General features: G+C 69.0%; 18 protein-coding genes. 1 reads left to right on the forward strand and 17 read right to left on the reverse strand.

Going from position 1 to position 24,815, the window contains the following annotated elements; translation table 11 throughout:
* Positions 1–33: 33 nt before the first annotated feature.
* Both pbpC and DFR40_RS17250 read right to left on the reverse strand, forming a co-directional pair.
* Positions 34–2,202: a penicillin-binding protein 1C gene (gene pbpC, locus DFR40_RS10525; RefSeq protein ID WP_245985663.1), complete on the reverse strand. Its 2,169-nt coding sequence runs from the start codon at positions 2,200–2,202 to the stop codon at positions 34–36.
* Positions 2,190–2,759, reverse strand: a complete 570-nt coding sequence (locus tag DFR40_RS17250; RefSeq protein WP_211329778.1) for a DUF1415 domain-containing protein — start codon at positions 2,757–2,759, stop codon at positions 2,190–2,192. The genes pbpC and DFR40_RS17250 overlap by 13 nt, the downstream gene beginning before the upstream one ends.
* Before the next feature lie 105 nt (positions 2,760–2,864).
* Between DFR40_RS17250 and DFR40_RS10530 the strand changes: the two genes are divergently transcribed.
* Complete coding sequence (locus DFR40_RS10530; RefSeq protein WP_121458446.1) at positions 2,865–3,245, forward strand: DUF302 domain-containing protein; 381 nt, start codon at positions 2,865–2,867, stop codon at positions 3,243–3,245.
* Here DFR40_RS10530 and DFR40_RS10535 read toward each other — a convergent pair whose 3' ends face one another.
* The 15 genes from DFR40_RS10535 to DFR40_RS10605 form a co-directional block, all read right to left on the reverse strand.
* Positions 3,246–8,912: an alpha-2-macroglobulin family protein gene (locus DFR40_RS10535; protein ID WP_121458447.1), complete on the reverse strand. Its 5,667-nt coding sequence runs from the start codon at positions 8,910–8,912 to the stop codon at positions 3,246–3,248.
* Between the two features lie 27 nt (positions 8,913–8,939).
* Positions 8,940–11,012 (reverse strand): ATP-binding protein, encoded by a 2,073-nt coding sequence (locus tag DFR40_RS10540; protein ID WP_121458448.1) that lies wholly within the window; start codon positions 11,010–11,012, stop codon positions 8,940–8,942.
* 17 nt (positions 11,013–11,029) lie between these two features.
* On the reverse strand, positions 11,030–11,821 hold the full coding sequence (locus DFR40_RS10545; protein WP_121458449.1) for an ABC transporter substrate-binding protein: 792 nt from the start codon (positions 11,819–11,821) through the stop codon (positions 11,030–11,032).
* A gap of 79 nt (positions 11,822–11,900) precedes the next feature.
* Entirely contained in the window at positions 11,901–12,764 is an 864-nt protein-coding gene (locus tag DFR40_RS10550) for an HDOD domain-containing protein (RefSeq protein WP_121458450.1), read from the reverse strand.
* A 25-nt stretch (positions 12,765–12,789) separates the two neighbouring features.
* Positions 12,790–13,593: a response regulator gene (locus DFR40_RS10555; protein ID WP_121458451.1), complete on the reverse strand. Its 804-nt coding sequence runs from the start codon at positions 13,591–13,593 to the stop codon at positions 12,790–12,792.
* Between the two features lie 200 nt (positions 13,594–13,793).
* Positions 13,794–15,065 carry a sulfate adenylyltransferase subunit CysN gene (gene cysN, locus DFR40_RS10560; RefSeq protein ID WP_121458452.1) on the reverse strand — a complete coding sequence of 424 codons (1,272 nt, stop codon included), beginning with the start codon at positions 15,063–15,065 and terminating at the stop codon, positions 13,794–13,796.
* Entirely contained in the window at positions 15,065–15,994 is a 930-nt protein-coding gene (gene cysD, locus DFR40_RS10565) for a sulfate adenylyltransferase subunit CysD (RefSeq protein ID WP_121458453.1), read from the reverse strand. The genes cysN and cysD overlap by 1 nt, the downstream gene beginning before the upstream one ends.
* Positions 15,995–16,162: 168 nt before the next feature.
* The gene (locus DFR40_RS17155; protein ID WP_121458454.1) at positions 16,163–17,812 is read right to left on the reverse strand and encodes a methyl-accepting chemotaxis protein; all 1,650 of its coding nucleotides are present in this window, start codon (positions 17,810–17,812) and stop codon (positions 16,163–16,165) included.
* A 107-nt stretch (positions 17,813–17,919) separates the two neighbouring features.
* The gene (locus DFR40_RS10575; RefSeq protein ID WP_121458455.1) at positions 17,920–18,801 is read right to left on the reverse strand and encodes a universal stress protein; all 882 of its coding nucleotides are present in this window, start codon (positions 18,799–18,801) and stop codon (positions 17,920–17,922) included.
* On the reverse strand, positions 18,798–19,136 hold the full coding sequence (gene mnhG, locus DFR40_RS10580; protein WP_121458456.1) for a monovalent cation/H(+) antiporter subunit G: 339 nt from the start codon (positions 19,134–19,136) through the stop codon (positions 18,798–18,800). Before mnhG ends, DFR40_RS10575 begins: the two co-directional genes overlap by 4 nt.
* On the reverse strand, positions 19,133–19,414 hold the full coding sequence (locus tag DFR40_RS10585) for a K+/H+ antiporter subunit F (protein ID WP_076096309.1): 282 nt from the start codon (positions 19,412–19,414) through the stop codon (positions 19,133–19,135). Before DFR40_RS10585 ends, mnhG begins: the two co-directional genes overlap by 4 nt.
* The gene (locus tag DFR40_RS10590; protein ID WP_121458457.1) at positions 19,411–19,890 is read right to left on the reverse strand and encodes a Na+/H+ antiporter subunit E; all 480 of its coding nucleotides are present in this window, start codon (positions 19,888–19,890) and stop codon (positions 19,411–19,413) included. The genes DFR40_RS10585 and DFR40_RS10590 overlap by 4 nt, the downstream gene beginning before the upstream one ends.
* A complete protein-coding gene (locus DFR40_RS10595; RefSeq protein WP_121458458.1) occupies positions 19,887–21,509 on the reverse strand; it encodes a monovalent cation/H+ antiporter subunit D in 1,623 nt (540 codons plus the stop codon). Before DFR40_RS10595 ends, DFR40_RS10590 begins: the two co-directional genes overlap by 4 nt.
* Positions 21,506–21,853: a Na+/H+ antiporter subunit C gene (locus DFR40_RS10600; RefSeq protein WP_076096315.1), complete on the reverse strand. Its 348-nt coding sequence runs from the start codon at positions 21,851–21,853 to the stop codon at positions 21,506–21,508. Before DFR40_RS10600 ends, DFR40_RS10595 begins: the two co-directional genes overlap by 4 nt.
* Position 21,854: 1 nt before the next feature.
* Positions 21,855–24,734 carry a monovalent cation/H+ antiporter subunit A gene (locus tag DFR40_RS10605; protein ID WP_121458459.1) on the reverse strand — a complete coding sequence of 960 codons (2,880 nt, stop codon included), beginning with the start codon at positions 24,732–24,734 and terminating at the stop codon, positions 21,855–21,857.
* Positions 24,735–24,815: the final 81 nt, after the last annotated feature.

Consider the following 24,815-nt stretch of genomic DNA (forward strand, 5'->3'; position numbering starts at 1 on the left):
CCGTCAGTGTGCCACAGGCAGCGCGCGCTTGCCTCAGCCGGCGGGGCGCTTGCCGCGCATGGCCCGGACCTCGACGCCGACGCTGTCGATCTGCCCGCCGCGGGCATCATGCACGCTCAGGCGGTGGCGGCCGGGTTGCGGCAGCCAGTCGCTGCCGGCCGGCAGGCGGCGGTCGTCGACGCGCCAGTGGCCGCCGCGCGGCAACGGCCCGGAGAGCCGCAGCGGAATGCGCTGGCGGGCCGGCGGGATGTCCGGGTCGAGGGCGATCACCGTGCCGTCGGCCGGATAGACGATGCGCGCCAGCGCCGTCTGTTGCGCAGCGCGGACGACGGGCTGTTCGGTGCCCTGCAGGAACCATTCGCGGCGCGCCGGTTCGACCGCCGGTTCGAAGCGGATCGCGGCGCCGACGACGCCGGCCGGCGGTTGCGGCGCGGCGACCCGGGTGCCGCGCTGGAGGCGGTCCATGACCTCGCGCCAGACCGGTGCCGCGCCGGAAATCCCGGAAACGTCGTGCATCGGGCTGCCGCTGGCGTTGCCGACCCAGACGGCGACGGTGTAGCGGGGCGAGAAGCCGACGCACCAGTTGTCGCGCATGTCCTTGCTGGTGCCGGTCTTGACGGCCGCCCAGTAGGGCGTCGCCAGCCAGGATTCGAGGCCGAAGGTGGCGGCGCGGGCGGCCCGGTCGGCGAGGATGTCGGCGACCAGAAATGCCGCTGCCGGGCCGTCGACCGTGCGCGGCCGGCCGGCGAAGACGCCGGCGCAGCCGCCGTCCTGGCAGGGCGGCCTGGCCGGCTTCCCCGGCTCGGCGCGCAGCGGCGTCCACCGTCCGGCGTTGGCCAGCGTCCGGTAGGCGTTGGCCAGCATCAGCAGCGAGACGTCGGCCGACCCCAGGGCCAGGCTGTAGCCGTACCAGTCGCCGTCTTCCTGCAGGCTGGCGAAGCCGAAGTCGCGCAGGCGGCGGTGGAAGGCGTCGGCGCCGAGACGGACCAGCGTCTGTACCGCCGGCACATTCAGCGAGCCGGCCAGCGCCTGGCGCGCCGAGACCCAGCCGCGGTAGCCGGGCGCGTAGTTCTGCGGCGTGTACAGGCCATTGCCGGTGTCCAGGCTGAGCGGCGCGTCCTCGATCAGCGAGGCCGGCGTCAACTGGCGTTGGCCAAAGGCCTGGGCGTAGAGGAAGGGTTTCAGCGTCGAGCCGGCCTGGCGCAGCGCGGTGGCGCCGTCGACCTCGGCGGCGCCGGAGAGCTCGCCGCTCGAGCCGACCCAGGCGAGGATCTCGCCGCTGGCGTTGTCCACGACGATGACCGCGCCGTCTTCGGCGTTCTGTCGGCTGAGTGCCGTCAGGTGGCGGCGCAGCGACTGCGCGGCGAAGGCCTGGAGGTCGGCGTCGAGGCTGCTGCGCCGGTCGCGGCCGGGTTCGGCGAGCAGCTTGCGGGCGAGATGGGGCGCCAGTTGCGGTGCCGCCGGGCGCAGGTCGCGCAGCTGGTAGTTGAGCGCCTGGAAGGTGAAGGCTTCGAGGCCGCGGCACTGGTCGCCGCGTTGCAGTTCGCCGAGCAGCGCGCAGGCGCGGCGGGCGACCACCTCCGGGGCGGCGTTGGGCGCGCGCAGCAGGGCCGCGGCGATGGCCGACTCGCGGTCGTCGAGGCCGTGCGGCCACTTGCCGAACAAGGTCCGGCTCATTGCCGCAACGCCCTGCAGTTCGCCGCGGAAAGGCACCAGGTTGAGGTAGGCCTCGACGATGCGGCCCTTGCTCCAGCTGCGTTCAAGACGCAAGGCCACGGTCGACTGCCCGATTTTGGCAAAAATGCTGCGTTGACCGCGCCGTTGCCCGTCGTCGTCGATCAACCCGGCCAGTTGCATGGTCAGCGTGCTGGCGCCGCGCGTGCGCTGGCCACGCAGGTTGCTCCAGGCGGCGCTGCCGGCGGCCAGCCAGTCGACGCCGGCGTGTTCCATGAAACGCTTGTCCTCAGCGGCAATCACTGCCCGCAGCAGGGCCGGCGAGATGTCGGCGAGCGGCGTCCAGGCCAGCCTGCGTACCTGCATGTCGATGCGCAGGCTGTGCAGCGGCCGGCCGTCACGGGCGAGCAGCGTGGCTTCCGACGGCTGGTAGGCGGCGCGGACCTCGGCGAAGCCGGGCACGGCGAGCGCCGGCAGCGGTGCCAGCAAGGCCGCGAGCAGCGCCAGGCGGCGCTTCAGTCGGTCCACAGCTTGCGCCAGCCGGCGTGGCCGAGACGCTGCATGGTATCGATGTTGCGCTCGTAGATCGCTTCGGCATCGGGGAAGGCGGCGACCGCGCGATCGATGCTGCTTTCGCGCAGCAGGTGCAGGGTCGGGTAGGGCGAGCGGTTGGTGTAGTTGGCGATGTCGTCCGGGTCGCAGCCGGCGAACTCGTAGTGTGGATGCAGGCTGGCGATCTGGAAGACCCCTTCGTAGTCGAGTCGGCGCAGCAGCGCGTCGGCTTCGGCGACGAAGAAGTGGTAGTCGAGGAAATCGGTCATTGCCCGCGGGTGGATCAGCAGCGTCGTGTCGAGTTCGGCCGGTGGTGTCGCGGCCAGGCGGGCGAACTCGTTTTCCAGTTCGGCGAGCAGCTGGTCGGCATCGCTGGCGGCGGTCAGAGCGTAGCGCACCTGTTTCTTGACGACGACGCTCTTGGCGAAGGGGCACAGGTTGAGGCCGATGACGGCGCGCTCCAGCCAGGCGCGGGTGGCGTCGAGGATGGCGTCGGCTTCGTCGGCGGGATAGGGGTGGAGCAGCTCGGACATGGGCGTTTCCTGCGGGGGCGGGGCCGCCCATTTTAGCGCCGGCGATGGCGTCGACCGTGACGATCGGCTAAATTCGCCGCCGGTCCCGTTCCGGAAACATCACCGATGATCCTCGCCGAAAGCAGCAAGTCCTTCCAGGAAGTCGTCTTCGAACTCGAACCCGCGCTCCAGCGCCTGGGCTTGAGCGTGCTCGCCCGCCACGACCTCGGCGAGGCGCTGGCGCGCCGGGCGCGCGGCGAGTCCCGCGCTTTCGACGAGGATTACCTGCTGCTCGACATCGTCGGCTGGCGCGCCGTCGAGGAACTGCTCGCCACCGACCTGCGCGCCGGGCTGGCCTTGCCCTGGCGCTTTGCCGTATATACCGAGGACGGGGCCACCCGCCTCGGCTTCCAGCCGCTGTCGCCGCCGGGCGGCGATGCCCGGCTGGCGCGCTGGGTGGCCGAGGTCGAGGACAAGCTGACGCAGCTCATCGACGAGTTGCGCTGATCACTCGCCGACCTGGAGGCGGGCGTTCGGCAGCTCGCCGAAGACGTCCGGCGCATACATCGCCTCGACCCTTGTCGGCGGCAGCGCGAAGTCGCCGGCGTTGTTCAGGCGCACGGTGTAGGCGATCTGCGTGCGACCGCGCGGCAGCATTTCGTAATAGGCCCGCCAGGCGCCGAAGCTGCGCTCGATGAAGCTCGGCCAGCGGCCTTCGCGGGCGTCGCCTTCGCCGCGCGTGGCAATCGCCGAGTCGCGGCCGTCGCCGTCGCCGAGGATGCGCGCGCCGGCCGGCACCGGGTCGCTGATCGCCACCCAGCTCATGTCGTGCTCGGCGTCGATGCTCAGCGTTACCCGCCACAGGTCGCCGCGGCTGAACTTGCCCGGCGTCTTCTGCTGCAGCGGCGTCAATTGGCGCTGGATGCGGTAGCCGGCGTAACGCGGCGGGCCGTCGGGGATCGCCGCCAGCACCTGGACGTTGGCCCAGGGCTTGCCGCTGCCGGCGTGGCCGAGCGCCAGCGCGTCGTCCTTGCCCGGTTTGGCCGGCCAGGGCAGGGTGAGCGGCTTGCTGTCGGCACGCTTCCAGTCGAATTCGGCGCTGGCCGGGGCCAGCGTTGCCTTGGTGACGCCGGTCACCGCCTCGCGCTCGAACTTCTGCGCGAAGCGGTCGAGCGTCACCCGCGCCCAGGCGTTGGCCGTGGTCGTCAGCCAGCGGCCGCGTTGCTGGCGTTCGAGCGCGCCCTGCAGCAGGCGCGGCAGGTCGGTCTGCCACTCGGCGTCGTCGAGCATCGCCTCGATCAGGCGGAAGGCGTTGGCGTCGGCGCTGGCCATCATCCACCAGCCGTAGTCGGCGCGCTCGTTGGCGAAGACCAGCCGGCTGCCGGCGTAGCCGAGGCGGTTGCGCAGTTCCTGGCGGGCGGCGGCGTACTTCGCTTCACGCTGCGGCAGGTCGGGCAGCGCCTTGAGCACCAGCGTCCAGTCGATCAGCGCCGCGGTCGGCAGCAGCAGCGGGTCGATGTCGAGCGCCGCTGCCGCGCGCTGCGGCTTCTCGCCCTGGCGGACCAGTGCCTGCATGGCGTTGAGGCGGCGGTGCAGGCGCGCGTCGCCGGCAAAGCCGGGCGCCCATTCGTCGCGCTTGAGGCGGCCGTCGACGAAGGCGTTCAGGCCCTGCAGCATGCGCCGGCGGCTGTCTTCCGGCAGCTGGAAGCCGGCCAGCGTGACCACGTCGAGCAGGTAGGCGGTCAGCGTCGGGCTGCCGGCCAGGCCGGGGAAGTAGGCAGCCAGGCCGTTGTCGTCGAGGTAGCCGGGCAGGGTGTCGGCGATCTGCTGCCAGCGCGCGCTGTCGTGCAGGCCGACCGCGACCGAGGTCTTCTGTTCCAGGCAGGCGTAGGGGTAATCGGCGAAGAAGCGCAGCAGGCCGGGTGGCGGCGTCGCCAGCTTGGGCGACAGCGCGACCTCGACGCCGCCTTTGCCGGGCAGGGCGCCGGTCGGTGGCGTCACCGGCAGGCGGATGTCGCCATCCACTCGCTGGAAGCTGGCATGCTGGACGGTGACCGGTACCGCCGGCGCCACCTGCTGGGTGATGCGCAGTGTGTCGGCGGCCTTGCCGCCGTCTTCGCGCGCGCTGAATTCCCAGGTTTCCGCCGTGATGCCTGCGCCGGCCTGCATCGGCCAGCGCAGTTCGCCGGCGCTTTCCGGCGCCAGCGAGAGCTTTTGTGCGCCCAGGGTTTTTGCCCCGTTCTTGCCGTCGACCGTCAGATTCATCGCCCGGGCGGTGCCGTTGCGCAGCGTCAGCGTCGCCGTGTAGCGGTCGCCCTCGCGGACCAGTGGCGGCAGGCCGGAGATGATCTGGAGGTCCTGCCTGCTGCGGATGCTGGTGCTGCCGGTGCCGAACAGCGCACTGCTGGCGCTGGCCACGGCGACCAGCTTGAACTCGCTGAGGGAATCGTTGAGCGGCACGCGCAGCGTCGCCCGGCCGTTGGCGTCGAGCGTCACCTTCGGCTGCCACAGCAGCAGCGTGTCGAACAGTTCGCGGGCCGGTGCCTTGCCACCGCCGCCGCCCGGCGGCAGCGCCTTCTTGCCGAAGTGGCGCTTGCCGATGACCATGCCTTGCGCGGTCGCCGTTTCGACCGCGTAGCCGCGCGTCGGCAGCATCGCTTCGAGCAGTTGCCAGGTATCGTTCGGGCGCAGTTCGAGCAGCGCCTGGTCGACGGCGGCGAAGGCGACCTCGCTGCCGGCCGGCAGCGGCTTGCCGTCGGGCGTGCTGACGCGGATGTTCACGGTCGCCTGCTGGCGCGGCTGGTAGTCGGCCTTGTCGCTGCTGACCTCGACCTTGAGCCGGAAGGCTTCGGTGCCGACGGCGATTTCGGCGAGGCCGATGCGGTACGAAGGCTTGGTCAGATCGACCATGGCTGTCGGCTGGTCCGGGTTCCACCAGGCGCGGAACCAGGCCAGCGGCTCGCGCCAGCCCCACTGGAACAGGCTGTACCACTTCAGCGGCTCGACCCGGCCACGGACGACCAGCACCGAGACGAAGGCGTTCGGCCCCCATTCGCCGCGTACCGGCAGTTCCACGGTCGGCTTGAAGCGTGACAGCGGCTGGACAAAAGTTTCGAGGATGCCGCCGGCTTCGACCGAGATCAGCGCGGTGGCTTCGCGGAACGGCGTGCGCACCTGGAAGCGGGCGGTTTCGCCAGCCGCCCAGGCCTTCTTCTCGGGGATCACGTCGATGCGGTCCTGGTTGCCGGCCGCAAACCACAGGTCGCCGCCGCCGGAAACCCAGTAGCTGGTGCCGGCGCGGGCGACATTGCCCTTGACGTCGCGGGTCTCGGCGAGCAGGTAGATGGCGCCGGGATCGGCAATGGTGAGCTCGCACAGCAGCAGGCCGCGGCTGTCGGTCTGGCCGGCGCAGACCTCGCCGAGGTCGCGGTAGTCCTCGGTGTTCTCGTAGGCGTAGAAGCCGCCGACGATGCGTCGGCGGTGACTGCTGTCGATGCGGCGCTTGGCGGTGACCTTGACCGCCTGGCCGGCGACCGGCTTGCCGGCGGTGTCGAGGACCACGGCCTGGAGCCGGTTGCCGCTGCTGCTGCCGGCCCAGTCGGCGATCTTGACGCCGATCTCGAAGGCTGCCGGGCGCAGGTCGACGACGCCACGGATGGTCTGGATCTCGCCGTTCGGGTCGGCAAAACTCATCTCGGCGTAGAGCTCGGCCGGGCCGCCGGGTTTGGCCGGCAGCGGCACTTCGAGGCGAGCGGCGCCGGCGGCGTCGAGCTTGAGCTGCTGTTTGTCGAGGACCAGCCTTTCCTCATCGATGCCGGCATCGAGGGCAAACGCGGCCAGCGCCTTTTCCTCGAAACCGACGTTGAAGCGGTAGTCGGCGTAACGCGCGTGGTGCACCCAGCGCGGGCGCAGTGTCGCCGAAACTTCGACTTCGGCGTTCTTCGCCGCGCCGCCGTTGAGGAAGGACAGGCCGAGCGCCAGCGGCACCTTGCTGACCGCGATCTGGCGCGCCGGCACGCCCTGGACGCTGCCGGTGAACACCGGCAGGCGGAAGTCGGCGACGCGGAATTCGCTGCTGTAGATCTCGCCGTCGGCGCCGCCCTGGAGGACGATCTGCCAGGTGCCGAGCTTGGCCGATTCCGGTACCTTCCAAGCGTTGACCGCGCTCGCCTGGGCGTCCCAGCTCAGCGGCTGGGTGAATTCGGTGCCGCTTTCGTTGTGGCGCAGGACCAGCTTGTTCGGCAGCTTGTCCGCGGCCGGCAGCGAGAAACCGCGGCTGTCGCGGCTGCGCGCCAGGTGCTTGACCGACAGCGTCTGGCCGGGACGGAACAGGCTGCGGTCGAGGATGCCGTGAATGCGTAGCGGGCTGTTGTCGCCCCAGCTGTAGACGCCGAAGCGCCACGGCTCGATGCCTTCGTTCCAGTCCGAGCGCACGAAGCTGAAATCGCCGCCGCTGCGGGCGCTGGCGAACAGGAAACGGTCGCCGTCGCAGTAGGGGTTGTCGAGCGCCTGGTCGATCTTCGCCCGGCCGAGCGCGTCGGTCTTGCCCTGCCACAACTGCTTGCCGGCGCAGGTCGACACGCGCACCTCGGCGTCGGCCACCGGCTTGCCGGTGTCGAGCGCGGTGACCCAGACCAGCGCGTTGTCCTGGCCGACTTTCAGATGCACGGCGAGGTTGGTGACCAGCGCCGCGCTGCGCACGTACATCGGTTTGGGCGTCGCCAGCAGGGCGTTGCCGAGCAGCCGGCTCTCGATTTCGACGATGTGGTAACCGGGCTTGGTCAGCGGAATGCCGATCACCTCGAACTCGGCGCTGCCGCCGGGTTTGGGCAGTTCCTGGCGGGTGACGCCGGGGCGCTTGGCGAGGAAGGACAGTTCGCGGGCGTAGTAGGGGTCGTAGCGTTCCTCGGGTTTGCCGTCGACCACCACCTTGTACTTGTTGCTCTGCTGTTCGAACTTTACCAGTGCGCGCATGGCGGCGATCACGTCGGCGTCCTCGGTCAGCCGCTGGTCGCTGAAGCGGTGGCTGCCGGGCAGCGCCAGGCCGGCGGTCTTGAGGCTGGCTTCGACGTTGCGCAGCGTCACCGGCAACAGCCCGCCCTGCTTCAGTTCGACGATGCCGAAATCGCCGGGGAACTTGGCCAGCGGCGGCAGTGCGCCGGTGCGCACGGTCAGCGGGAAGCGGCTGGCGTTGCTCAGGGGGCGGCCGGCCTCGTCCTTGAGTCCGGCCGGCAGTTCGAGCTTGAGTTCGGCGTGCTGCGGCAGCGGGCCGGCGAAGCTGACGCTGTCGAAGACCGCCGGCGCCTCGTCGCGCTCGCGCGGCTGCGGTCGACGCGGACCGTCCACGGTCGACAGCCGGATCTGGTCGAAAAAGCGGGCATCGACCGGGCTGCTGAAATTGAGGCGCAGCGCCGACAGCGGCGAGCACGGCGCGCCGGCCTTTTCGCGTTCGCACGACAGGCTGGCGGTGAAGGCTTCGCGCACCGGGTACACGAAGGCCTGCTCGCGGTCCGACGGGGTGCCGTTGGCGGCCCGGATGCCCTTGCCCCAGACCAGCTTCGCCTTGCGTCCGGCCGGCAGCTGCTCGGCACAGGCGACGACCAGCGCGTGCGCGGCCATCCCGGTCTGCTCGAGCACCGCGCTGCGCACCGCGGCGGCGACCGGGCGTGCCGGGATGCGCTGGCCGACGCCGTCGGCCTCGCACCACAGGCGGCCGTCGAGCGAAGCCGGGTCGAGCGGGCCGCCGCCGTCGATGACGAAGGCCTGGTCTTCCTCGATCCGGCTGCCGGCGCCCGGCAGCACCCGCCACGGGCGTGGCGCGGCGCCGCTGAATTCGAAGCGCTGACGGCCGCCGACGGCAGCGCCGGATTTTGCGGTCAACCCGGCGTTGACCGTGAAAATGCAGCGTTCGCCCGGCTGCAGTGCGCGTTGCGGGCGCCAGGTCCAGGTCTGCGTGTCCTGCCAGCGGCCTTCGCCGGCGATCCCGGCGCAATCGACGGCGAACGGCGCCGGTGCATCGGCGGCGCCGAGCGCGACCATCTCGCCGCTGAAACGGGCGCTGACCTGGCGGACTTCGCCGACCTGGCCCTGCGGCTGGAACTGGCGGACCTCGATGGCATGGGCGGTGGCCGCGACGCAGAGGGCGGCGGCAAACAGGGGGCGGAGAACGGTCATGGCGGAATTCCGGGGAAAAACGGGGGTTCAGTCGCGGCGGGCGGCGACGCAGAGTGTGAAGCGGCTGCCCTGGCCGGGCGTGCTGGCGACCTCGAGACTGCCGCCCATGGCTTCGGCGAGGCGACGGCTGCTGGCCAGGCCGAGGCCGGTGCCGCCGAACTCGCGGGTGGTCGAGCCGTCGACCTGGGTGAAGGCGGCGAAGATCTGCTGCTGCATTTCCGGGGCGATGCCGATGCCGGTGTCGCTGACCGCGATGCACAGCCGGTCGGGGGCGGCGAAGCTGGCGTCGACGACGATCTCGCCGTCGCGGGTGAACTTGACGGCGTTGCTCAGCAGGTTGGTCAGGATCTGGCGCAGGCGCACCGGGTCGGCGTGCAGGCAGGCGGGCAGGTCGGGCGCCAGGCAGCTGCGCAGGCGCAGGCCCTTGGCCGCGGCCGGCGGGGTGAACAGCGTCGCCAGTTCGCCGACCAGCGCCGCCGGGTCGAACGGGGCGTCGGCCAGTTGCAGCGTCTGCGTCTCGATCTTCGAGTAGTCGAGGATCTGGTCGAGGATGCTCATCAGCGCGCCGGCCGAGGCGCGGATGATTTCCAGCTGGCGTCGCTGCTTGTCGTCGATGGCGCTGCGCAGCAGGACGTCGGTCATGCCGATGACGCCGTTCATCGGCGTCCGCAGTTCGTGGCTCATCGTCGCCAGGAAGGTCGTCTTGGCCAACGAGGCGGCCTCGGCCTTTTCCTTGGCGGCGAGGATTTCGGCCTCGTACTGCTTGCGCTCGGTGATGTCGGCGGTGACGCCGACGTAGTGCAGCAGCCGGCCGGCATCGTCGGTGACGGCGGTGATGCTGAGCTGGCCGTGGAAGAGGCTGCCGTCCTTGCGCCGGTTGACGATCTCGCCGTGCCAGTGGCCGTTTTCCTGGATGCCGTGCCACAGGTCGGCGTAGTAGGCGCGGTCGTGCACGCCCGAGGCGAGCAGGCGCGGATTGCGTCCGACCACTTCGTCGGCGCGGTAGCCGGTGATCCGCTCGAAGGCCGGGTTGGCGGCGATCACGTCGCCGCCCGGCGTGGTCAGGAAGACGGCGTTGGTGGTCGCCTCGAAGACGCTGGCGGCGAGCTTGCGCTGGCCCGCCAGTTCGCGCTCGCGCTGGTCGAGCCGCTGCTGGCGGCGCCAGACCAGGACGATGCTGACGGTCAACGCGAACAACACCGGAAAAACCACCAGCGAGATGCGCCTGGCTTCGCTGCGCCAGTTCTCGAGGATCGTCTCGCGCTGCAGATGGACCGCGATCAGCGCCGGGAAGCGGCTCGAGGCGCGGTAGGCGGTGAGCACCGCCGCGCCGTCGGGCAAGGTCTGCGCCAGGGCGCCGCTTTCGTGCTGCGCGAGCAGGTCTTCGACGCGGCCGGCGGCCTGGCTGTGGCCGGGGAGTTCGTCGAGCCGCGACGAGAGCAGCAGGGTGCCGTCGTGGCGCAGCAGCTGGACCCGCCCCTCCGTTTCCGGCAGCAACTGCGTGAAATGGAGCACGAAATACTCGGGATTGATCGCGGCGACCACCCAGTAGGGCTGGCCGTTGTCGCCGATCCGCCGCAGTACCGGGATGAACGCCGGCTGCCGGCTGGCCGCGCCGTTGGTCGCGGCGAGCGGGGTGAATGCGCCGGCGCCGGCGAGGTCGCGGCCCTGCCAGCGCTGGCCGATGTGGATCATCGTCGAGTCGGCGGCGAGATCGGGAAAGAAGCCGCGCAGCGCCAGCCGGCTGCCGACGTTGCCCGGTGTCGTGCTGTAGAGGATCCTGCCCTCGGCGTCGGCCAGCGACAGCGAGCGCAGGTAGGGCGCCTTGCGCAGCGCGTCGTTCATCTGCGCGCCGAAGCGCTCGCCGACGGATTCGGTGCTCTGCCCGGGGGCCAGGCCGAGGGCGATCAGTTCGATCATTTCCAGCGTCTGGGTCAGGTGCTGTTCGAAATTGCGCGCCTGCGTCGTCGCCGCCTCGAGCCCGCCGCTCAGCGCCGCGTCGCGCAGCCGCCACAGCGTGAAGGCGTAGGCGCCGAGCCAGCCGGCGATGAGCACCGCCAGGGTGATCAACAGCACGCTGCGGCGGTAGGGGTTGTGCATGCCCTGGCTTCCGGTGTTCAGCGGTAGACGATCGGTTCCAGCCGGTGGCGGACGGCGTTGGTGAGCAGGCGGCCGTCGATCTTGATCGCCTGCAGGAAGCGTTCGACGTAGTGGTGGAAGGCGTCGTCGCCGGGGGCCATGGCCCAGGCGTAGGGCGTGACGTGGTAAGGCTCGGGCGGCGTCACCAGGCGGGCCCAGTCGCTGTTGTCGAGCATCCGCCGGCTGTACGGGAAATCGGTCATGAAGACGTCGGCGCGGCCGCTCTGGACTTCGTATTCGCGGGCGTGCGGGGTTTCCAGCACGCGCAGTTCGGCCTGGCGCAGCTTTTCCTGCATCACCGGCTCGTGCAGCGTGCCCTTGGCGACGGCGACGACGACGCCGGGCTGGTCGATGTCTTCCCAGTTGCGGATGCGCGGGTTGGTGCGGGTGGTGATGGCGTGGATGTCGCTGGCCAGGTAAGGATTGGTGAAGCGCATCCGGGCCTGGCGCGCCGGCGTGATGCCGATGGCGAACATGGCGATGTCGCAGCGGTCGGCGGCAAGGTCGTCGGCCAGCTTGGCGAAGGAGCTGTCGACGAAGCTGGCGCGCACGCCGAGCTGGCGCGCCAGGTCGCGGGCGTTGTCGATGTCGATGCCGGAGAGCTGGCCGGTCTTCGGGTTGCGGAAGGAGATCCCGTAGTAGTCGGGCCAGATGCAGACGCGCAGCTGGCCGCTGGCGGCGATCCGTTCGAGGCGACCATCGGCGAGCGCCGGCAACGGCAGCAACAGGCTGGTGAGCAACAGGGCGGTCAGGCGCAGCGAGCGGGGCATGCGGGCGAATCCGGTGAAAGGATTGCGCCGAGTGTAACCGCAATCCAGACCTACGTCATTCGCCGATGATGCCGACGGCCTATTCGCCTTCGGCCAGGCGGGCGGCGACGACCATTTCCTCGGGCGCGCCGACGCGCTCGAGCAGCTGGCTGTGGCCGATGTGCAGCAGTTCCTCGATGGCCCGGAAATCGTCGGGCAGCGCCGGGTCGTTCCAGCCGTTGGCGCTGTGCCGGGCCAGGTCGACCGCGAGGTGGACGTTGCGCACGTTGGCGGTGCCGGCATCGGCGGGATCGAGCAGCGAGAGCAGCAGTTCGGGCAGGCCCCAGAGTTCGATCAGCTCGCGCATGATCGCCGGCAGCGTGGCGCCGAAGACCTCTTCCTGGACGGCGCTGGTGCGCAATCCTGGGTTGGCGGCCAGGCGTTCGCGGGCGCGCGTCGCCAGCGTCGGTGCGAAGCAGCACATCAGGATCTCGACGAAATCGTGGAGCAGCGCCGCCAGCGAGATTTCCTCGTAGCGGGTGTTCTGGCGCAGCAGCGCCCAGTCGCGCGCCCAGGTCGAGGCGTTGCGCGAGCGGGCGATCACCTTGAGCAGGCCGAGCATCGCCTTGGGATGGGTCTTCAGTTGGTGCTCGATGATCGGCAGTTCCTGGCAGCTGTCGAAGAACTTCATCGTCCCGATCATCACCAGCGAGCGCTCGATCGTGGTGATCTCGGCATTCTGCCGCTGCGAGCGGTTTTCCTTCATGTAGCGGAAGACGCGCAGGGTCATCAGCGGGTCGTGCTCGACGATGTTGGCCAGCGTCCGGGTGTTGATCGTCTCGGCGCTGTCGCGCAGCTCGGCCAGCCGGTTGGCGGTCAGGCGCAGGATCGGCAGCTCGACCTCCTTGAAATGCTCGACCCAGGCGGCAGCGCCGGGGAAGGGGAAATCGACCATCAGGGTCATCGTGGCAGCCCTCCGCGCTCGGACATCATCGGTTGAACAGCTTTTTCAGGAAACTCTCGACGTAGGCCGGTCGCACCGGCTTGACCACGTAGCCGCGGGCGCCGAGGCCGGCGGCCTGCTGCACCTGCAGGCGCGAGGTCTCGCCGGTGACCATGACCACCGCGGTTTGCGGACTGACCTCGCGGATCCGCGGCAGCGCGTCGAGTCCGGACATGATCGGCATGTTGACGTCGAGGAAGAGCACGCTCGGCTGGTGCGCCTGGGCGGCGCGGATGGCTTCCTCGCCGTTGGCCGCCTGGGCGACGATGTGCATGCCGAGTTCGATGAGCACGCCCTTGAGCAGCAGGCGGATGGCGCTGTTGTCGTCGACGATGATCGCGGTCGGCTTGCCACCCGGGCGACGGCTCGCCGCCGTCGGCGGCGCGGCTTCGGCGGTGCTGTCGGCCTGTTCGGCGCGCCGCGCCTGCTGGCGGATTTCGCAGACCTGGCGCAGCTCGTCGAGGATCTGCTTCTGCCCGAAGGGCTTGCGCAGGAAGCCGGAAGCCCCGGCGTCGGCGGCCCGCTGCTCGATGTCGGCGTCTTCCGAACCGGTCATGAAGACGACGTCGATGTCCGGGAAGGCGGCGTTGATCTCGGGCAGCAGCGCCATGCCGTCGCGTCCGGGCAGCTGGTAGTCGAGGCAGACGATCTCCGGCGCCAGGCGGCGGATTGCGTCGACGACGCCGTTACCGTCCTCGAGCTGGCCGACGATGCTGTAGCCCTGGCTGCCGAGCAGCGTCACCAGCAGGTTGCGCATCGAGGCGTTGTCTTCGACGATCAGGACTTTCATGGGCGGGGCTGGCGGCGGTGGGTTGGCGACATTGTCACGGAAAAGCTTCGCCTGCGTATGTTAACCGCGAAATCTTCGAAATGTGAGAGCGCCTTGCCGAAAACCTTGAGGGCGCTCAAATCCGCGGTCGAGTCGGCCAATGAAAACGCCTCCCGAAGGAGGCGTTTTTGGCGAGTTTTGACGGTCGACCGTCAGATTCGTCAAAGAATCATGCCGGCGCCGACGGTGTTGTTGCTGCTCTCGTCGATGACGATGAAGGCGCCGGTGGCGCGGTTCTCGGCGTAGGGATCGACGAACAGCGGCTGGGCCAGCTTGAAGCTGACTTCGGCGATGTCGTTCATCGCCAGCTTGTCGGCGGCGACGTGTTCGAGCGTGTTGACGTCGAGGCGGTGGTCGATGCCGGTCAACTTGGCCTTGGAATCGCGCGTCGTGTGGCGGATCAGGTAGGTGCGGGCGCGGTCGAGCGGGGCTTCGGCGAGCCAGCAGACGGTGGCGCGGATTTCCTTGACAGCGGCCGGCGCTTCCTCGGTCTTGACGATCATGTCGCCGCGCGAGGTATCGATCTCGTCGGCGAGCAGCAGCGTCACCGACTGCTCGGTCGAGGCTTCGCCGATGTCGACACCACCCAGTTGCACGGCTTTCACGGTCGACTGCAATCCGTTGGGCAAAACCGTGACGGCGTCGCCGACCTTGATGCTGCCGGATTCGACGCGGCCCATGAAGCCGCGGTAGTCGTGCAATTCGGGGTTGGCGGAATCCTGCGGGCGGCAGACGTACTGCACCGGGAAGCGGAACTTCTCGGCGCGCTCGGTATGCGCGGCCGGCACGGCTTCGAGGATTTCCATCAGGGTCGGGCCTTCGTACCAGTTCAGCGCCTCGCCGCGCTCGACGATCATGTCGCCGTTCAGCGCCGAGAGCGGGATGAAGCGCACGTCGTCGATGCCGACCTTGGCGGCGAATTCGAGGTAGTCGGCCTTGATCTTCTCGTAGGTTTCCTGCGAGTAGTCGACCAGGTCCATCTTGTTGATGGCGACGACCAGGTGCGGGATGCCGACCAGCGAGGCCAGCTTGGAGTGGCGCCGGGTCTGCGTCAGCACGCCCTTGCGCGCATCGATCAGGATGATGGCCAGGTTGGCGGTGGACGCGGCGGTGACCATGTTGCGGGTGTACTGCTCGTGGCCCGGCGCGTCGGCGATGATGTACTTGCGCGTGCCGGTGGAGAAGTAGCGGTAGGCGACGTCGATGGTGATGCCTTGCTCGCGCTCGGCTTGCAGGCCGTCAGTGAGCAAGGAGAGGTCGACCGCGCCGAGGCCGCGCTTCTGCGAGGTCTTCTCGATGGCGTTCAGGGTGTCGGCGAGGATGGTCTTGGTGTCGAACAGCAGGCGCCCGATCAGGGTGCTCTTGCCGTCGTCGACGCTGCCGCAGGTGAGGAAGCGCAGCAGGCCGTGGTCTTCGACTTGATGGGCGGTCATTAGAAGTAACCCTCTTTCTTGCGTTGTTCCATGGAGGCTTCGCTGGTCTGGTCGTCCAGACGCGTGGCGCCGCGCTCGGTGATGGTGGTGGTGGCGGTTTCGACGACGATCTTTTCAACCGTGTCGGCGTCCGATTCGACCGGCGCCGTGCAGGAGATGTCGCCGACGGTGCGGAAGCGCACCAGCTTGTCGATGATCTGCTCGCCGGCCTTCGGCAGGTTGGTCAGCTCGCCGGAAACCAGCGGGACATTGACCGGCACGATGGCGCCCTGGCGGATGACCACCGGGCGGGTGTGGGCGAAGTAAATGCTCGGCAGTTCCAGCTTCTCGCGCTCGATGTATTGCCAGACGTCCATTTCCGTCCAGTTCGAGATCGGGAAGGCGCGGATGTTCTCGCCCTTGTGGCTGCGGGCGTTGTACAGGTTCCACAGTTCCGGACGCTGGTTCTTCGGGTCCCATTGGCCGAACTCGTCGCGGAAGCTCATGATGCGTTCCTTGGCGCGGGCCTTTTCCTCGTCGCGGCGGGCGCCGCCGATGCAGGCGTCGAAACCGAATTCCTCGATGGCTTCGAGCAGCGTCACCGACTGGTGCTTGTTGCGCGATTCGCCTTCGTGCTTGAGGACGACGGTGCCACGCTTCATCGAGTCTTCGACGGAGCGGACGATCAGGCGCTCGCCCAGCTCGGCGGCGCGCTTGTCGCGGAAGGCGACCACTTCCTGGTAGTTGTGGCCGGTGTCGATGTGCATCAGCGGGAAGGGGAACTTGCCGGGGCGGAAGGCCTTCTCGGCGATGCGCAGCATGCAGATCGAGTCCTTGCCGCCGGAGAAGAGCAGCACCGGGTTGGCGCACTGGCCGGCCACTTCGCGCATGATGTGGATGGCTTCGGCTTCGAGCCAGTCGAGGTGGGAGAGTGTCTTGCGTTGGGTCATTGCTGGGTAATCCGCAGGGATTGTCGAATGGAGCGCATTGTAGCAAGCGCCTAATATTCAATTAAGAACATGAGCGCATCTTGTTATTCTGTTTTTGAATAAAGTGCTCGCGGCAATACCGGCGGAAAACCCCCGCCGCCGATCGCTTGGCCGCGGCGGGGTTTTGTCTCAGGCGACGCGGAAACCGGCGACGAGCCCGGTCAGCCGTTCCGAGAGGCGATGCAGGTCGCTGGTCGACTGGCGGATGCTTTGCGTCGAGGCGTTGTTCTCCTCGACCATGTTCGAGATCCGTTCCATGCTCTGGGCGATCTCGGTCGAGGCGATCTTCTGTTCGGCGACCGAATCGGTGATCTCGGTGACGCCGCTGCGCGAGCGTTCGACGACCTGGCTCGACCCCTGCAGGACGTCCTCGACTTCGCCGGCCAGCGCATTGCTGGCCCGGATCGACGCCTCGCCGGCGGCGATCGCCGTCTGCACGGCCGACGACTGATCCATGATCGCCCGCGTACGCTGGTCGATCTCGACCGCCGACTTGCCGGATTTCTCGGCCAGCTTGCGGACTTCGTCGGCAACCACGGCGAAGCCGCGTCCGGCCTCGCCGGCACGCGCCGCCTCGATCGCGGCGTTGAGCGCGAGCAGGTTGGTCTGGTCGGCGATGTCGCGGACCTCGCGGGTCATGTCGGTGATTGCCTGGGTGCTGTGTACGAACTGGTCGACGGTGCGGGCGATATCGTCGATGTTTTCCTGGATGCGGCGGATCTCGCCGACCAGGTGCGAGACCTTGCGCGTACCGAGCGCGGTCTGGGCGACGCTTTCCTCGGACTGGGCATTGACGTCGCGGGCGGTTTCGGAGACTGAGGTGATCGCCACCGTCAGCTGCTCGATTGCCGCGGCGCTGCCGCTGACGGCATTGGCCTGGTGCTCGGAGACCTCTGCCAGGACGCCGGAAGTCTGCGCCAATTGCTCGGAGGCGCCGGCGACCTCGGCGCTGGCGGCGTTGATTTCGCGGATCAACTGCTGCAGGCGTTCCATCATCGTGTTGAAAGCTTGCGACATGCGCCCGATTTCGTCCTGGTTGACGATGGCCGCGCGGTGCGTCAGGTCGCCGCTGCCGGCGATGTGGCTCATCGTCGTTTCCAGCCCGGCCAGCGGCCCGATGATCGAGCGGATGAAGACCAGGGCCAGCGTCAGCAGGACGATCAGCGCGGCCACCGCGAAGACGCCGAGGCCGAACTTGACCGAGGCATAGACCTCGGCCGAGCGCTCGCGGTCGCTTGCCTGCAGCTCGAGCGAGATCTTCTGCATTTCGCTGACCAGGTCGTCGATGACCTTGGTCGGCTCGCGGTCGATGCCGCGCACCAGCTTGTCGACGGTCGCCGCCGGATCGGCGCTGTTCCGGTCGTACTGGCGCAGCGCTTCGTGGTAGCGCGGCGCCAGCTGGCCGAAGGTGGCGGTCACCTGCTCGATCTTCAGCCGTTCGGCGACGCCGAGGCCGGCGGCGGTCTGGCCGACCTTGGCCAGTTGCTCGCGGACCTGGGCGGCTTCACCGTCGAAACTCTTCAGGTGCTTGGCGTAGGCTTCCGGATCCTTGCCGCGGAGCAGCGTGTTCTTCCATTCCTGGACCATGATCTTGAAGCTGACCTGGGCACTGCGGGCGCCGTCGATGGCGTCGATCATCGCCGCGTTGCGCGTGATCGACTGCTCGAGCTCGTGGTGCAGCTTGGCCGCCTGGCCCAGCGAGAAGAGGCCGACGCCGAGCAGTGCGAGCACGGCGACGGCAACCAGGATCAACAGTTTGTGTTTGATTTGCAGGTGCATCGCAGGACTCCTTGACGAGATCGGTTGGCGGTTGGCTTGTCGATAATGTTACTTTAGATATTAATTGGAGTTTGGTGATTTTTTGCCCGAAATCGAGGTCGACCGTGTCATTCGCCCACGGCGACCAGTACATCGCCCTGCGCTTCCATCAGGACGTGCGTCGTCGTGCTCCCGAGCAGCAGTTCCTCGACGTAGTGCTGGCCGCGTTTGCCGACGACGATCAGGTCGCAGTCCTGCTCCTGTTCCTGCTCGACGAGCAGGCGTGCGGCGTCGCCGTGCAGGGCCAGCAGCTGCGTCCCGGCGTCGGGCAGGGCCTCGTCGCGGGCCAGCTGGCGCAGCTTCTGCATGCCCTCGAGCTGGGCCTGGATGCGGTACTGCTGGATGATCGCCGGGTCCACGTTGGCGTACTGCAACTTGCCCTCGAACGGTAGTTCGACCGCGTGCACCAGCGTCAGCGCTGCCGTCGGCGCCAGTTCGCGGGCCAGGCGCAGGGCCGCCAGCGCCGCCGGCGAGAAGTCGATGGCGACGAGAACGCGGCGGTAGCGTTCGTGCGGTGGTTGCTTGACGACCAGTACCGGATGGCGCGTCTTGCGCAACAGGCGCGAGGCGGTCGAGCCCAGCGTCAGCTGGCGCAGGAAGCCTTCGCCGCGGGCGCCAAGGACGAGCAGGCCGGCGTCGGTTTCGTCGGCGTGGCGGGCGATGGCGTCGATCGGGCGGCCGCTGAGCACGGCACAGTCGGCGCGGACGCCGTGGCTGCGCTGCGGATCGGCGTCGAGCGCAGCGAGCCGGGCGGCGACGTCGGCGATCAGCGACTGGTCGAGCGAGGGCGCATCGCTGCCGAGCAGTGCCTGCAGGCCGTCGAAGATGCCGGGAGCGATGGCATGCACCAGGGTCAGCGGGCAGTCGAGTTCGCCGGCCAGGCGATAGGCGCGGTCCACTGCGTGGCGCGACGGCGCCGACAGGTCGGTGGCGGCGAGCAGGCGTTTCATGGCGTTTCTCCCCGGCGGTCGCGGCCGCTTTCGCTGCGGAAGACGGCGGCGCGCATCAGCAGCATCGTCGTCACCGGCGAGGTGAGCAGCAGGAAGACGGTGATCAGCAGTTCGTGGATCACCGGTCGGCCGGCCACCGCCGACGAGGTCAGCATCGAGGCGATCAGCACGCAGCCGGCGCCCAGCGTGTTGCCCATGGTCGGCGCGTGGATGCGGGCGTAGAAATGGTTGAAGCGGAGCAGGCCAAGCGCGCCGACCAGCGCCAGCAGGCCGCCGGCGATCAGCAGCGCGGCGGCCGGCAGGGCGATCCACGGGGAGAGTTCGGCGCCGCTCATGGCTCGATCACCTCGCCGCGCAGCAGGAACTTGGCCATCGCTGCCGAGCCGACGAAGCCGAACAGCGCGACCAGCAGCGCGATGTCGAAGTAGATCGCCGAGCCGAGCCCGATGCCGAGCATCAGGATCGACAGCATGCCGTTGATGTAGAGCGTGTCGAGGGCGAGGATGCGGTCCTGCGCCGACGGTCCGCGCAGCAGGCGGAGCAGCGCGCAGAGCATCGCGGCGGCGAAGCAGGCGAGGGCGAAATGGACCGCCCAGTCGAGCACGGCGTTCATTCGAAGATCTCCATCAGGGGGCGTTCATAGCGTTGCTTGATGGTCTGCAGCCAGGCCGCTTCGTCCTGCAGGTCGAGCACGTGCAGGGTGAGCACGTTGTCGGCCGGATCGTGCCCGGCCCAGACCGTGCCCGGCGTTGCCGTGATGATCACCGCCAGCATCGCCAGGCCGTGCGGGTCGCGCATCTCGAGCGGAATCTGCAGGAAGCCGATCTTCGGCTGCTGGCGCAAGGTGCCGAGGATGATGCGGCCGACCGCCAGGTTCGAGCGGACGACGTCGCAGAGGACGTGCCAGGACAGTCGCAGGGCGACGCCAAGCCGGTGCGGATGGGCGATCCGCGGGCGCAGCGCCCGTACCAGCGCGGCGATGCCGAGCGCGAAGGCGGTGCCGAGCAGCCAGTGGTGCAGCGCCAGCGATTCGTTGACGATCAGCCACATCGCCAGCAGCAGGCTTTCGAGCAGCGGGCGGCGGCTCATTGGGGGATCTCCGGTGGCGGTGGCTGCGGTACCACCGAGTGGATGTAGGCGCCGATGTCGTAGAGCGATTGCGAGGCGGCGGCGCAATAGGCCATCGCCGCTTCCGGCAGCAGCGCCAGCCACAGGCAGACGACGAGCAGGGCGGCGACCGGGCCGGCTTCCAGCCATTGCAGGTGCGGCGATTGCCGCTGCATGTCCCAGAACACCCGGATACCGAGGCGCGACAAGGCAATCAGCCCAGCCAGCCCGGACAGCAGCAGGCCGGCGATGAACAGCCCGACATGCAGCAGCGGCGCATGCGGCAGCGAGGCCAGCGAGGCGCCGAGCAGGGCGAACTTGCCGACGAAGCCGGAGAACGGCGGCAGGCCGGTGAGCAGCAGCACGCAGGAAACGAAGGAGAGGCCGAGGAAGGCCATCGCCGCGGGGATGGCGACGCCGACCATTTCGTCGGGGTGCTCGGAATCGTGGCGCTTCTCCATGCCGAAGGCCTCGAAGCTGATCGCCAGCAGGTCGGCGCCTTGCTGGCGGTTGCGCTCGGCCATCTCGACCAGCATGAAGAAGGCGCCGCTACCAAGCACCGAGCTGATCAGGTAGTAGATCGCCGGGCCGGTGAGCAGCGTGCCGGTGAAGCCGAAGGCGGTGAGCAGCGTGCCCGAGGAAACGACGACGAGGAAGGCGGCCAGGCGGTCGAGCTTCTGCGCGGCGAGCACGCCGAGGGTGCCGATCGCCATCGTGATCAGGCCGCAGTAGAACAGCCAGGTGCCGCCGAAGGGTGCCGGGGCGACGCCGCTTTCCTGGAGCAGGACGCCGATGCGCAGCAGCGCATAGACGCCGACCTTGGTCAGGATCGCGAAGATCGCACCGACCGGCGGCACGGTGTTGCCGTAGGCGGCGGGCAGCCAGAAGTTGAGCGGCCAGGCGCCGGCCTTGACCAGGAAGACGACGCCGAGGATCGCCGCGGCGACGTCGAACAGCTGGCGGTCGCCGAGGTTCAGCGCGGCGACGCGCTGCGGCAGTTCGGCCAGGTTGAGGGTGCCGGTGACGCCGTAGATCAGCGCCGCGGCGATCAGGAAAAACAGCGATGCGAGCAGGTTGACCGCGACATAGTGCAGCCCGGCGCGCACCCGCGGCCCGCCCGAGCCGTGCAGCGCCAGCCCGTAGGAGGCGGCGAGCATGACCTCGAAGAAGACGAAGAGGTTGAACAGGTCGCCGGTCAGGAAGGTGCCGTTGAGCCCCATCAGCAGGAATTGGAAGAGCGGCAGGTAATGGACGCCGGCCTTCTCCCAGCGGGCGATCGAATAGACCAGCGCAGCCAGGCCGAGGGTCGCCGTGAGCAGCAGCATCGCCGCCGCCAGCCGGTCGACGACGAGGACGATGCCGAAGGGCGCCGCCCAGCCGCCCAGCGCATAGACGCCGATCGAGGTCGGCCAGGTGCTGGCCAGCTGGCCGTCGGCCTGGGCCAGCAGGGCCAGTGCCACCGTCAGCTGGAACAGCACGGCGAGCAGCGACAGCGCGATGCGCGGCGCGTGCCGGCTGTCGCTCGACAGCAGCAGCAGGGTGCCGGTCAGCATCGGCACCAGGATCGGCAGGATGGGCAGGTGTTGCAGCCAGTCGCTCATTCGTCCTCCGGCTCGCGGCCGTCGACGTGGTCGGTGCCGTTGAGGCCGCGCGAGGCGAGCAGCACGACCAGGAACAGCGCCGTCGTCGCGAAGCCGATGACGATCGCCGTCAGCACCAGCGCCTGCGGCAGTGGATCGGTGTACAGCGCCGGGTCGCTGCCGAGGCGCGGATCGATCACCGGCGGCGCGCCGTGGCGCAGGCGGCCCATGGCGAAGATGAAGAGGTTGACGGCGTAGGCCAGCAACGACAGGCCGATGATCACCTGAAAGGTACGCGGGCGCAGGATCAGGTAGATGCCGGCGCCGGCCATGATGCCGACGGCGAGGGCGAAGATTGCTTCCATCTCAGTGGCCTCCTTCGGTGCTTGTCTTGCGTGGCTGGCTGCGTAGCGACTGGTGGGCGATGGCGACCAGCATCAGCACGGTGGCGCCGACCACCAGCAGGTAGACGCCGAGGTCGAAGAGCAGCACCGTCGACAGGTGGATCTCGCCGAGCAGCGGCAGGCTGGCGTGCCAGGCCTGGCTGGCGAGGAAGGGTTCGCCGGCCAGGCCGGCGACGATGCCGGCGGCGGCGGCGCAGAGCAGGCCGACGGCGATCCAGTAGAGCGGGTGGATGCGCAGCCGCGATTCGACCCACAGCGTGCCGCCGACGATGTACTGGAGGATGATCGCGGTGGCGAAGACGAGGCCGCCGACGAAGCCGCCGCCGGGCGCGTTGTGGCCGCGCAGCAGGAAGAACAGCGAGACCAGCATGGCCATCGGCAGGAGCAGGCGGACGAGTACCGCCGGCAGCATCAGGTAGCCGGCCGGCAGGGCTGCCTCGGGGTCGGGGCGAGATTCGGGATGATCCTGCTCGAGCTGCTGGGCGGGCAGGGCGACGCTCTCCGGGGCCGGCCGGAAGCGGCGCAGCAGTGCAAAGACGGTGAGCGCGACGATGGCGACCACGGTGATCTCGCCAAAGGTGTCGAAGCCGCGGAAATCGACCAGGATGACGTTGACCACGTTGAGGCCGCCGCCCTGCGGCAGCGACTGTTCGACGAAGAAGGGGGCGATGCCGTCCACCGGCGGTCGCGTCAGGATCGCGTAGGTCAGCGCGGCGATGCCGGCACCGCCGGCGCTGGCGATGATCAGGTCGCGCAGGCGGCGCAGGCGGCTGCGCGCCGATTCCGGCTTGCCCGCGCTGAAGCGCTTGTCGCGCCGCGGCAGCCAGCGCAGGCCGAGGAGGATCAGCACGGCGGTGACGACCTCGACGGCGAGCTGGGTCAGCGCCAGGTCGGGGGCCGAGAACCAGACGAAGGTCAGGCTCGTCGCCAGGCCGGCGCCGCCGGCCAGGATCAGCGCCGCCAGCCGGTGCAGCTTGGCCTGCCAGGCGGCGGCGACGGCGCAGGTGGCGCCGACCGCCCACAGCAGCGCGAAGGCCGGATCGATCTCGGCAGGCAGGCGTTCGCCCAGGCGCAGCGGGCCGTCGACGAAGGGCAGCAGGGCACCGCCGATCACGACCAGGACGATCATCAGCATCTGTGCCTGCAGGCGGGGCGAGGTGAGCCAGCCGACGGCCCGGGCCGAATAGTCATTGACCACGGTCAACAGCCCGTTGAAGGCATTTTTGCCGTCGATCCGCTCGAGCAGCGGAATCCGTTCGCTGCGCCGGCCGATGCACGGCAGGTAGAGCATGATGCCGCCGAACAGCGCGACCAGGCTCATGTACAGCGGCAGGTTGAGGCCGTGCCAGACCGCCAGGCTGTAGAGCGGCGCGTTGGCGCCGAGCAGCGCGTCGGTGGCGGTGCGCAGGTAGGGGCCGACGGTCTGTGCCGGCAGGATGCCGACGAGCAGGCAGACGGCGACCAGCAGCGCGCTCGGCAGCAGCATCCAGCGCGTCGGTTCGTGCGGCTGGTGCGGCAGGTCGCCGGCCGGGGCGCCGAAGAAGACGCGATGGACGAAGCGCAGCGAGTAGGCGACGCTGAGCATGCCGGCCAGCGTCGCCGCCACCGGCAGCAGCAGGCGCTGCCAGTCGGGGCGTTCGAGGAAGACGGTCTCGGCGAAGAACATTTCCTTCGACAGGAAACCGTTGAGCAGCGGCACGCCGGCCATTGCCGCGGCGGCGACCATGGCCAGCGTGGCGGTGATCGGCATCGCCCGGTAGAGGCCGGAGAGGCGGTTGATGTCGCGGGTGCCGGTCTCGTGGTCAACGATGCCGGCGGCCATGAACAGCGAGGCCTTGAAGGTGGCGTGGTTGACCATGTGGAAGACCGCGGCGACCAGCGCCAGCTCGCTGTTCATGCCGAGCAGCAGGGTGATCAGGCCGAGATGGCTGATCGTCGAGTAGGCGAGCACGCCTTTCAGGTCGCTCTGGAACAGCGCCAGGTAGCCGCCGATCAGCAGCGTGCACAGGCCGGCGCCACCGATCAGCCAGAACCACAGGTCGCTGCCGGCGAGCACCGGCCACAGCCGGGCGAGCAGGAAGACGCCGGCCTTGACCATGGTCGCCGAGTGCAGGTAGGCCGACACCGGCGTCGGCGCCGCCATCGCGTGCGGCAGCCAGAAATGGAAGGGGAACTGGGCGCTTTTCGACAGCGCGCCGACGGCGATCAGGCCGACGATCGCCGGATACCAGGCGTGCGCCTTGATCGTTTCGGCGGCGGCGAGCACCGCGTCGAGGTCGTAGCTGCCGACGATGTGGCCGATCAGCAGGACGCCGCCGAGCATCGCCAGGCCGCCGGCACCGGTCACCGTCAGCGCCATCCGGGCGCCGGTGCGGGCGTCGCTGCGGTGGTGCCAGTAGGCGATCAGCATGAACGAGGCGAGGCTGGTCAGTTCCCAGAACATCGCCATCTGCAGCAGGTTGCCGGAGAGCACGACGCCCATCATCGTGCCCATGAAGGCGAGGAAGAAGGAGAAGAAGCGCGGCACCGGGTCGGCCGGCGACATGTAGTAGCGGGCGTAGATGACGACCAGCGTGCCGATCAGCGCGATGAGCATGGCAAACAGCCAGGCGAAGCCATCCATGCGCAGCTGGAAATCGATGCCGAGCGTGGCCGACCACGGGATCGTCAGGCGCAGGACGCCTTCGGCGACCAGTTGCGGGTACTGGGCGGCGGTCAGGAGGGTGACCGTCAGCGCGACGATTCCGGCGAGCCAGGCCTCGGCGTTACGGGCGTTGGTCGGGAGGAATGCTGCGCACAGACTGCCGATGAAGGGAAGCAAAACGATCAGGAGCAGGGCCATGCACCCGAGTTTAACCGACGCTGTCGGGAAATATTCAGCTTGCGCCGGGAATTGTTTACGACTTTTTTACACGGAAATCGC

The sequence above is a fragment of the Azonexus fungiphilus genome (assembly GCF_003634965.1).
GTDB lineage: Bacteria > Pseudomonadota > Gammaproteobacteria > Burkholderiales > Rhodocyclaceae > Azonexus > Azonexus fungiphilus.

Coding starts and splice junctions, on each gene's coding strand:
- DFR40_RS17250 (WP_211329778.1), bottom strand. CDS start 2,759: ATGTCCGAGCTGCTCCACCCCTATCCCGCCGACGAAGCCGACGCCATC.
- DFR40_RS10530 (WP_121458446.1), top strand. CDS start 2,865: ATGATCCTCGCCGAAAGCAGCAAGTCCTTCCAGGAAGTCGTCTTCGAA.
- DFR40_RS10535 (WP_121458447.1), bottom strand. CDS start 8,912: ATGACCGTTCTCCGCCCCCTGTTTGCCGCCGCCCTCTGCGTCGCGGCC.
- DFR40_RS10540 (WP_121458448.1), bottom strand. CDS start 11,012: ATGCACAACCCCTACCGCCGCAGCGTGCTGTTGATCACCCTGGCGGTG.
- DFR40_RS10545 (WP_121458449.1), bottom strand. CDS start 11,821: ATGCCCCGCTCGCTGCGCCTGACCGCCCTGTTGCTCACCAGCCTGTTG.
- DFR40_RS10550 (WP_121458450.1), bottom strand. CDS start 12,764: ATGACCCTGATGGTCGATTTCCCCTTCCCCGGCGCTGCCGCCTGGGTC.
- DFR40_RS10555 (WP_121458451.1), bottom strand. CDS start 13,593: ATGAAAGTCCTGATCGTCGAAGACAACGCCTCGATGCGCAACCTGCTG.
- cysN (WP_121458452.1), bottom strand. CDS start 15,065: ATGACCGCCCATCAAGTCGAAGACCACGGCCTGCTGCGCTTCCTCACC.
- cysD (WP_121458453.1), bottom strand. CDS start 15,994: ATGACCCAACGCAAGACACTCTCCCACCTCGACTGGCTCGAAGCCGAA.
- DFR40_RS17155 (WP_121458454.1), bottom strand. CDS start 17,812: ATGCACCTGCAAATCAAACACAAACTGTTGATCCTGGTTGCCGTCGCC.
- DFR40_RS10575 (WP_121458455.1), bottom strand. CDS start 18,801: ATGAAACGCCTGCTCGCCGCCACCGACCTGTCGGCGCCGTCGCGCCAC.
- mnhG (WP_121458456.1), bottom strand. CDS start 19,136: ATGAGCGGCGCCGAACTCTCCCCGTGGATCGCCCTGCCGGCCGCCGCG.
- DFR40_RS10585 (WP_076096309.1), bottom strand. CDS start 19,414: ATGAACGCCGTGCTCGACTGGGCGGTCCATTTCGCCCTCGCCTGCTTC.
- DFR40_RS10590 (WP_121458457.1), bottom strand. CDS start 19,890: ATGAGCCGCCGCCCGCTGCTCGAAAGCCTGCTGCTGGCGATGTGGCTG.
- DFR40_RS10595 (WP_121458458.1), bottom strand. CDS start 21,509: ATGAGCGACTGGCTGCAACACCTGCCCATCCTGCCGATCCTGGTGCCG.
- DFR40_RS10600 (WP_076096315.1), bottom strand. CDS start 21,853: ATGGAAGCAATCTTCGCCCTCGCCGTCGGCATCATGGCCGGCGCCGGC.
- DFR40_RS10605 (WP_121458459.1), bottom strand. CDS start 24,734: ATGGCCCTGCTCCTGATCGTTTTGCTTCCCTTCATCGGCAGTCTGTGC.